Source organism: Methanocorpusculum sp. GPch4, assembly GCF_012062385.1.
GTDB classification, from domain to species: Archaea; Halobacteriota; Methanomicrobia; order Methanomicrobiales; family Methanocorpusculaceae; genus Methanocorpusculum; species Methanocorpusculum parvum.
Genome location: NZ_SIJA01000070.1, coordinates 41,624 through 48,921, shown reverse-complemented (window position 1 = coordinate 48,921; position 7,298 = coordinate 41,624). Strand labels below are relative to the sequence as shown.

Annotated in this window: 4 protein-coding genes; all 4 read right to left on the bottom strand. The window is 51.9% G+C overall.

Annotated elements, in window-relative coordinates; all coding sequences use genetic code 11:
- Positions 1 to 358 precede the first annotated feature (358 nt).
- Positions 359 to 1,120, bottom strand: a complete 762-nt coding sequence (locus tag EYA77_RS06095; protein ID WP_042699251.1) for a segregation/condensation protein A — start codon at positions 1,118 to 1,120, stop codon at positions 359 to 361.
- Positions 1,113 to 4,562, bottom strand: coding sequence for a chromosome segregation protein SMC (gene smc / locus EYA77_RS06090; RefSeq protein ID WP_167816198.1), 3,450 nt, complete (start codon positions 4,560 to 4,562; stop codon positions 1,113 to 1,115). The genes EYA77_RS06095 and smc overlap by 8 nt, the downstream gene beginning before the upstream one ends.
- 12 nt (positions 4,563 to 4,574) lie before the next feature.
- Positions 4,575 to 5,243, bottom strand: coding sequence for a hypothetical protein (locus EYA77_RS06085; RefSeq protein WP_167816197.1), 669 nt, complete (start codon positions 5,241 to 5,243; stop codon positions 4,575 to 4,577).
- 142 nt (positions 5,244 to 5,385) lie between these two features.
- Positions 5,386 to 7,296: a beta-CASP ribonuclease aCPSF1 gene (locus EYA77_RS06080; RefSeq protein ID WP_042699257.1), complete on the bottom strand. Its 1,911-nt coding sequence runs from the start codon at positions 7,294 to 7,296 to the stop codon at positions 5,386 to 5,388.
- Positions 7,297 to 7,298 lie beyond the last annotated feature (2 nt).

The following is a 7,298-nucleotide window of genomic DNA, read 5'->3' as shown; positions in this document are numbered from 1 at the left end:
TATCAGCATCGAATGCTTATATAGTCTTCGAACCGCATTCCGGAAAACTCAGGCATCAGAAGCCGGAGAACCCAAAAGGCAGTTCGAGAGCCTTGCGAGGTAACATAGTTACCTCCAATCACTTATAAACCCACCGAATCAAAGCAGGCATGCCCCGCCGGAAGAAACCGGCAGGACAAGGCTTGGATCGTGCGTCTTGTGAGATAATAATGTTAGGCAAACATACATATAAACACACCGAAATCATACCCAAAAACCCAGTACTGAAAGCATGATCGAACCGAGCATCAGAACAAACCCGATAAGACACAAAATCAGCAGAACATCCAGAACTATGATCCAAAAATTACGCTCTTTTTTAACTCTTCTCTGCAAAACCATCTGAAATCACCACCCACAGATCGCCAAAAAATTCATCCTGCTCCAGATCGACCCGTCCGCTCTGAACGAGAAAAAGGCAGGGAAGATATACAAAATACAACGGCCAGTGAAGGACCCCGGTAAGTTCAAACAACGAAACCCCTGGATCGCGCGCATCAGGATGCGACCTGACGACCTCGTATATCCGCTCCGCCATATGCTCATAATCCTCATCATGCGCGATACCCACAACCTCTTCGGCATTCGGCTCCTCAAACAACTCATCCTCGGAATCGATATACCGCCGCCGCCTCAAACGCCGGCGCTCCGCCTTTTCTGCAAGTTTCAGCTGTTTGATCAGCTCATACAGCGTAACCGGACGCTTGCGCGCATCCTTGCGCTTAAGCCTGCGGTCGATCTCTCGCTCGAGAAGCTCGATCGGACCAAGCGCCCGCTCCAAAACGACATCGCCCTCCGAAAACGGATCTGACCCGTCATCAGCACACACATCTTCAAACGCCGCTTCATCCTCCTGCCCATCGAGCAGCTCGGACTTCATCCGAAGCAGAACGGAGGCGTAAAAAATCGTCCGGCCGGAGATCATCAGATCAAGCTCCCGCCGGTGTTCGAGCTCGCTCAAAAATCTTTCCGTAACCTCAACAATATCAATATTCCATGGATCGATCTCCCCCCGCTTCGCCAGCTGATACAGAATCTCCACTGGCTCTTCAAGCTTCCCTGCAGAAATTTCTTCAGCCATTCACCTTCACACCAGTTACAAGCGTACTCTTATCACTCATACGCAGAGTCACGCCCACCATCCGGTCAGCCGCCTCGATCATCGGTTTTCTATGAGAAACTATCACAAACTGACTTTTCGTACAGATATCACGGACCATCTGGGACAAACGCTCCACATTCACCCCATCCAGATTGGAATCCACCTCATCCAGCGCATAGAACGGAGCCGGCATAAACTGCTGGATCGCAAAAATAAACGAAAGGGTCGTCAGCGACTTCTCGCCCCCAGACATAAGATTCAGCCGGGTCACCTCTTTACCCCGCGGCGAAACCTCAAAGCTCATGCCTCCCTGAAACGGATCTTCATGATCATCCAGAACCAGATGACCCGCACCATCATTCAGCCGGGAATAGATGTCCTGAAAATGCAGATTTATCCCGGTGTAAGCCTGCATGAACGCATCGAACTTCATCTGCCGGAAACTGTCGATCTTGTCAAGAAGCGCCTGACGTTCGCGTGAAAGGGTTTCCTTCTTATCGGTCCGCTCGGTAAAACGCTTCTGGACCTCATCATACTGCTCGATCGCGCGCATATTCACATTTCCAAGCTTTCTTACCGCACGTTCCGTCGTCGCGACCCTGTCGAGGATCTCCTCCATAGAAAGATCGCAGACGATCTCCTCCTTGATCGAGCCCTTGATTTCAGACATTTCCAGTGCCAGAGAGGCGGATTTCTCATCGAACGCAGTTATCTGCACATTGCATCTCTCCTCATTACCCTGCAGGGTCACGATCCTCATCTGTGCTTCATCCGCTGCACGCTGAACTCGGTTCCGCTCTTCGGTAAGCTGCTCGATCTCACCGGTGAAAGCCTTCATCTCGGCCTCGAACGCCGCGATCACAGATTTGGCAGCATCGGCCGCGGCATAACACCCCGCGACCTCCGTATCGATCGCCGCATTCTTGGACTCGAGAGCGGACCGTTCTCGCGTAAGCTGCTCCACATTCTGTTTGAAATGCTGACGCTCAAGATTCAGGCCGGCAAGATCGTTCAGCTTGTTCTCATACCGGCGGGACGTATCATTGTAACTCGACTGCGCCTTCTGCAGTTTATCAGTAAGAAGATTGAACTCATCCTCATTCAGAACCGAGCGCAGTTCGCCAACCCTCCGATTGAGCACCTCAAGCTCATCAGAAAGAGCATCGACGCGGGTCTCCAGTTCTGCTACCTGATGCGCCGTCTCCTTCTTATCACGCTCCGTCTCCTCCAAAAGACGGGAGGCGCGGAGCTCATCATCAGCGATCTTGTCAAGGATCCGGTTGCAATCACTGATTTTAAGTTCGAGCTTAACGATCGCTGCATCACACTCGTTTCTTTCGGCACGGAGACCTTCGGCAACCGACCGGTGACGCGACTCCGCGGCGGCAAGATCGACTTCATCATTGCGCAGATCGGCAAGTTTGGCAGAGATATCAGCAGACTCACGATCGACGGCGACGCCAAACCCGCGAAGATCCTTACGGATCGAGCCGCCCGTCATGGCCCCGCCCCTCTCGAGCAGTTCGCCTTCCAGAGTAACCATCCGGTACCTGCCCATCAGCCGGCGTCCTGCGTCCAACGTCTCAACAACGACGGTCTGGCCAAAAACCAGATTGAACGCATCACGATATGCCGGATCGAAATCGATCAGATTGATCGCATAATCCACGACCCCGTTACCGGCGAGCGGAGAGAGAGGGGGCTGAGGCTTCATCTTATTGAGAGGAAGAAGAGTCAGACGGCCAAGCCGTTCATCCTTGAGATATCTGATCACATCGGCCGCTGTCTGATCCGAGTCGACGACCACATTATTCAGACGGCCGCCAGCGGCGATGTTCAGTGCCAGCGTGTATGCAGAGTCGATGACTTTTCCAAGGCTGGAAACGGTGCCAAACACACCTTCCATACCAAGAACCGCTGAGATGGTCCGGTCCGTAGCACCGGAAACCTGCTGATGAGCCTCGATCTGCATCTGTTTTTTCGTGAGTCTGGCGATCTCTTCCCTAAGAGGTTCGAGAGCCTTGCGTGCGCCAAGCATCGCCCGCTCTGTTTCACCGATCTGTTTGTCAAGGAGCCCTTTATTTTTTCCGGCTTCCAAAAGATCGCGTTCAAGAGCTGCGATCTCGGCCTGTTTCTCGGAACGTTCTTCTGCCAGAGAACCCTGCTCCCTCTGCAGCTTTTCCAGTTCCTGCGCACGGACCCGGCTGCGTTCGATTATGCCATCCCTTTGAACGACAATCGAACCGCGCTCCTCTTTTTTCGCCTCGACCTGCCGCATAAGTTCGACCAGTTCGGCCTGGGCTCCTTTTGAGTCGCGGCTGCATTTACTGACGAGCTCGTGAGCTTTATCAAGAGTCTTTTTCTGTACCTCAAGCTCCATCGCCAGATTTGCTTTGTCGATCTGGAGCGTCTGGGACTCACGGATCTTATCGTTGAGTGTGTTCTGGTTCTTCTGAAGCTCGAGATAGAGGCGGTTCATCTCAGCAAGATTGCTCTCTTTCTCCTTTTTTCTGCGGAGGATCGTCTCTTCAGCAACGCGGATATTGCCTTTTTCCGCCTCTATCCCCCCGATGATCCGCATATAGGCAGGACCCTGTTTATGACTGATCTCCCGATCGATCTCATGCACATCTTCGAGACGGGCATTTTTCTCGTTTTCCTGCAAAGAGATGTCATTACGGATACCTGCACGTTTTTCCTCCTGCTCGGCCCGGGAATGAGCGATCAGCCCGAGTTCACGCTCAAGATCACGAAGGCGGACGATCTCCTTTGCAGCCCTGAGATACTCAAGTTCCGCCTGGAGTTTTTGATATTTGACCGCATCTTCACGGGCATCGGCAAGCTCTTCCAACTGTTTGGCATAGGAGGCAAGAAGGATCTCTTCGCGATCGATACTTGCACGAACCTGCTCAAGCTCAACGAGCGCCTGTTCCTTTTTATCATCAAACTCCGCAACGCCGGCGATTTCATCAATGATCCTTCTGCGTTCCAGATCACTCATATCCATGATCCGGGAGATATCTCCCTGCATCACGACATTATACCCGTGAGGCTTTATTCCGCGTTTTCCCAGATACTCCAGAATCTCCGTCTGAGAGCAGGTTTTTTCGTTGAGATAGTAATAACTGTAGTAGCCATTTGCTGTCCGTTTGATCCGCCGGCGGATCCTCGTATCATCCGAAAATGTGAGGGTGACCTCAGCGGTATTTTTGCCGGACATGCTATTGATAAAATCAGTAAGCTTTTCCGCACGAAGATTTCGTGAGGTGGATAACGACAAAACGAAGAGGATAGAGTCGATGATATTGCTTTTTCCCGAACCATTCGGGCCGGAGATTACAGTAAATCCTTCATAAAAAGGTATTTTGGTCTTTCTGGAAAAAGACTTGAAGTTGTCGATCTCAACCTGGACGATATGCACGAATGAACTCCGTTAACGTTTGATTTCCACGGTGTCATCATCATCGGCCTCTATAACAGCTGACGAGTCGGCACGGATCGATAATGAGTGGGAAGAACGGGAAGGATTATATCCGGTACCTGCGATGATAACATTGTGATCAGCCGTTTTCTTCCTTTTCTGGATGGTGCCGTCCTGCTGCATGACATACTCAAACTCACCGGGTTTCAGATTTTCTACCGGGACTTCAGGAGCAGAAGGAGCAGCCGTCCGTGTCGGCTCGGGAGCGGGAGAAGGAGTCGGGCGGCTCATGCGCGGAGCTGGAGCATCCGCGACCGTTCGTCTGACCGGGGATGTGATCCGGGAGGAAGGTTCCGCCGCACGGACCGGAGCAGGGTCTGCCATCGGTTCGGCGACGACCTCACCCCTTTTCACACCAAATCGGGAACTTTCAGGATGACTTTTTACGGGAGTTCCGCCGAGTTTTTCCACCTGGGCGCCAAGTTTGCGTGTAACTGACTTCAGATCCAGCAGCTCTTCGGTAAGTCCTTTGACCATGATCTCAAGTTCACGGATCTTTCGTTCAAGTCCCTCGATATTTTCCGATTTTTCCACCATGACCTGGGCAGACTCCTGTTTGCCGGCGAGCCCGCGTTCCTGCTCGGCAAGTTCATGCTCTAAGAATTTCATTCTGGTATCCATGACTACATCTATCCTGTAAAATAATTAATAGGTTTTTCAGTGCCCATTGTATAATACACTTGTGTATCGACCGGGCAAAAAAACACAGATGAAGAACAGAATCAGAAGATAGCCGAAAAATAGGAGTGATCCGGGAGACGCATCAGACCAGCCGGTATGTCTCAAGGTTCTGTGGAGACACGGTCTGGATATGGAATTTTTTATAGATGGAACTCGCGAAGTCGATCGTCTTGGACTCTTCGCCATGGATCGTAAACACACGCTCGGGTTTCGGCTGAACGTACTGAACATAGTTCATCAGCTGCTTGCGGTCAGCGTGACCGGAAAAACCCTCCACCGTCTGGATCTCCATATTGATAACGATCGTGCCGCGTTTGCCGATCGGCACTTCACGCCAGCCTTTCTGGATACGGCGGCCGTAGGTTCCTTCCGCCTGATAGCCGACAAAGATGATCATATTCTTCGGCGACTCAGCCAGGTTGCTCAGATACTCGATGACCGGACCGCCGTTCATCATACCGCTCGTGGAAATGATCACACAAGGATCTTCCGAGAAGATGACCTGCTGACGTTTATCATAGGAGTCCACCTGCTCGAAACATTCCGCGAGGAACGGATTATAATTGTCCCGGAAGATAAGGTTGCGAAGATCGGTATTAAGGTACTCGGGATATGCCGTGTGCATAGCGGTTGCTTCCTTGATCATACCGTCGAGATACACTTTGCACTTCGGGATGCGGTTGTTTCTCATACCTTCTTCGATGGCGAGCATAAGTTCCTGGGACCGTCCGACGGCGAACGCCGGGATCAGAACTTTCCCGCCGCGGCCGAGCGTCTCGTTGATGACCTCATACAGACGCTCTTCCGCCTCGACCCTTGACGGGGAGAAGTCGTCCGAACCTCCGTAGGTACTTTCGATGATAAGTGATTCCAGACGCGGGAACTGGGACACGGCAGGATTGAACAGCCTGCTTTTTCCATAGAACAGATCGCCGGTGAAAGCAACATTGTACACGCCGTTGCCGACATTGAAGTGAGCGATCGCCGAGCCTAAGATATGCCCAGCATTGTGCAGAGTCAGTTTCATGTCAGGGGCGATATCGGTGACATCCCCATAGCCTAAGGCAATGGTATGTTTCACAAACTCACGGATCTCGTTCGATGAATAGGGAGGAGCACGATCCTCTTTATTGTTCACATCCAGATAATCCAGCTGAAGCATCGTCGCAAGATCACGGGTGGCGGGCGTTGTGTAGACCGGGCCGTCATATCCGTATCTAAAGAGGAGCGGGATAAATGCCGAGTGATCGAGATGGGCGTGGGTCAAAACAACGGCATCCAGATTATTGAACGGATAGATCTCCGGAACATTGAGATACGGAGAAGAGGCAGCGCCGGTTGCGCCGGGAGATTCCCCGCAGTCGATCAGGACTTTGCTTTCCGGTGTGCTCAGCAGGAATGCCGCACGGCCGACCTGACGGCAGCAGCCGAGTGTTGTCATGCGGAGCCACTGGTCGTGGTCTCTGCCAGTATAAATTGAATCGCGATGGATCCGTTTTCCGCAGCGACGAAGGAACTCCTTTCTTTCATCACGCGATTCCCTGAGATACTGACGAACCTGTTTGATGGTCACGGAAGGGATCGGCGGGGTCCGGGCAGCCTTCGGCGTCCATCCTGTTTTCATCGTAATGTCGCGAAGGGTTGAACCGTTCTTGCCGATGACGACACCGGGCTTTTCGGCCTCGATCAGGACCTCGCCGGTATCGGTATCAAAAAAGATATCCGTGATCCCTGCGGTCTCCGGCACAACGGCCTTGATCATGTCATATGCTTCTTCCGTATCTCCCAGGATATTGGGTCGGACAACGATACGTTTGCGTAAATCGCGGGCAAGCGTTTTTATGAGATCATGATCCTCAGCAAACCGTTTCGGGTCATCAGTATAGATGACCATCTCCGGACCTTCAAATTCAACATCCGTTACTGTAACTCCGCGTGGAACTTTTTTATTAATAGTTACTTTGAGTTCTTTGAGTCTGTCTTCAACCTGCATAA

What these genes read in the sequence shown, in the direction of transcription:
- EYA77_RS06085 (WP_167816197.1), bottom strand. Translation starts at nt 5,243, where the DNA reads ATGGATACCAGAATGAAATTCTTAGAGCATGAACTTGCCGAGCAGGAA.
- EYA77_RS06080 (WP_042699257.1), bottom strand. Translation starts at nt 7,296, where the DNA reads ATGCAGGTTGAAGACAGACTCAAAGAACTCAAAGTAACTATTAATAAA.
- EYA77_RS06095 (WP_042699251.1), bottom strand. Translation starts at nt 1,120, where the DNA reads ATGGCTGAAGAAATTTCTGCAGGGAAGCTTGAAGAGCCAGTGGAGATT.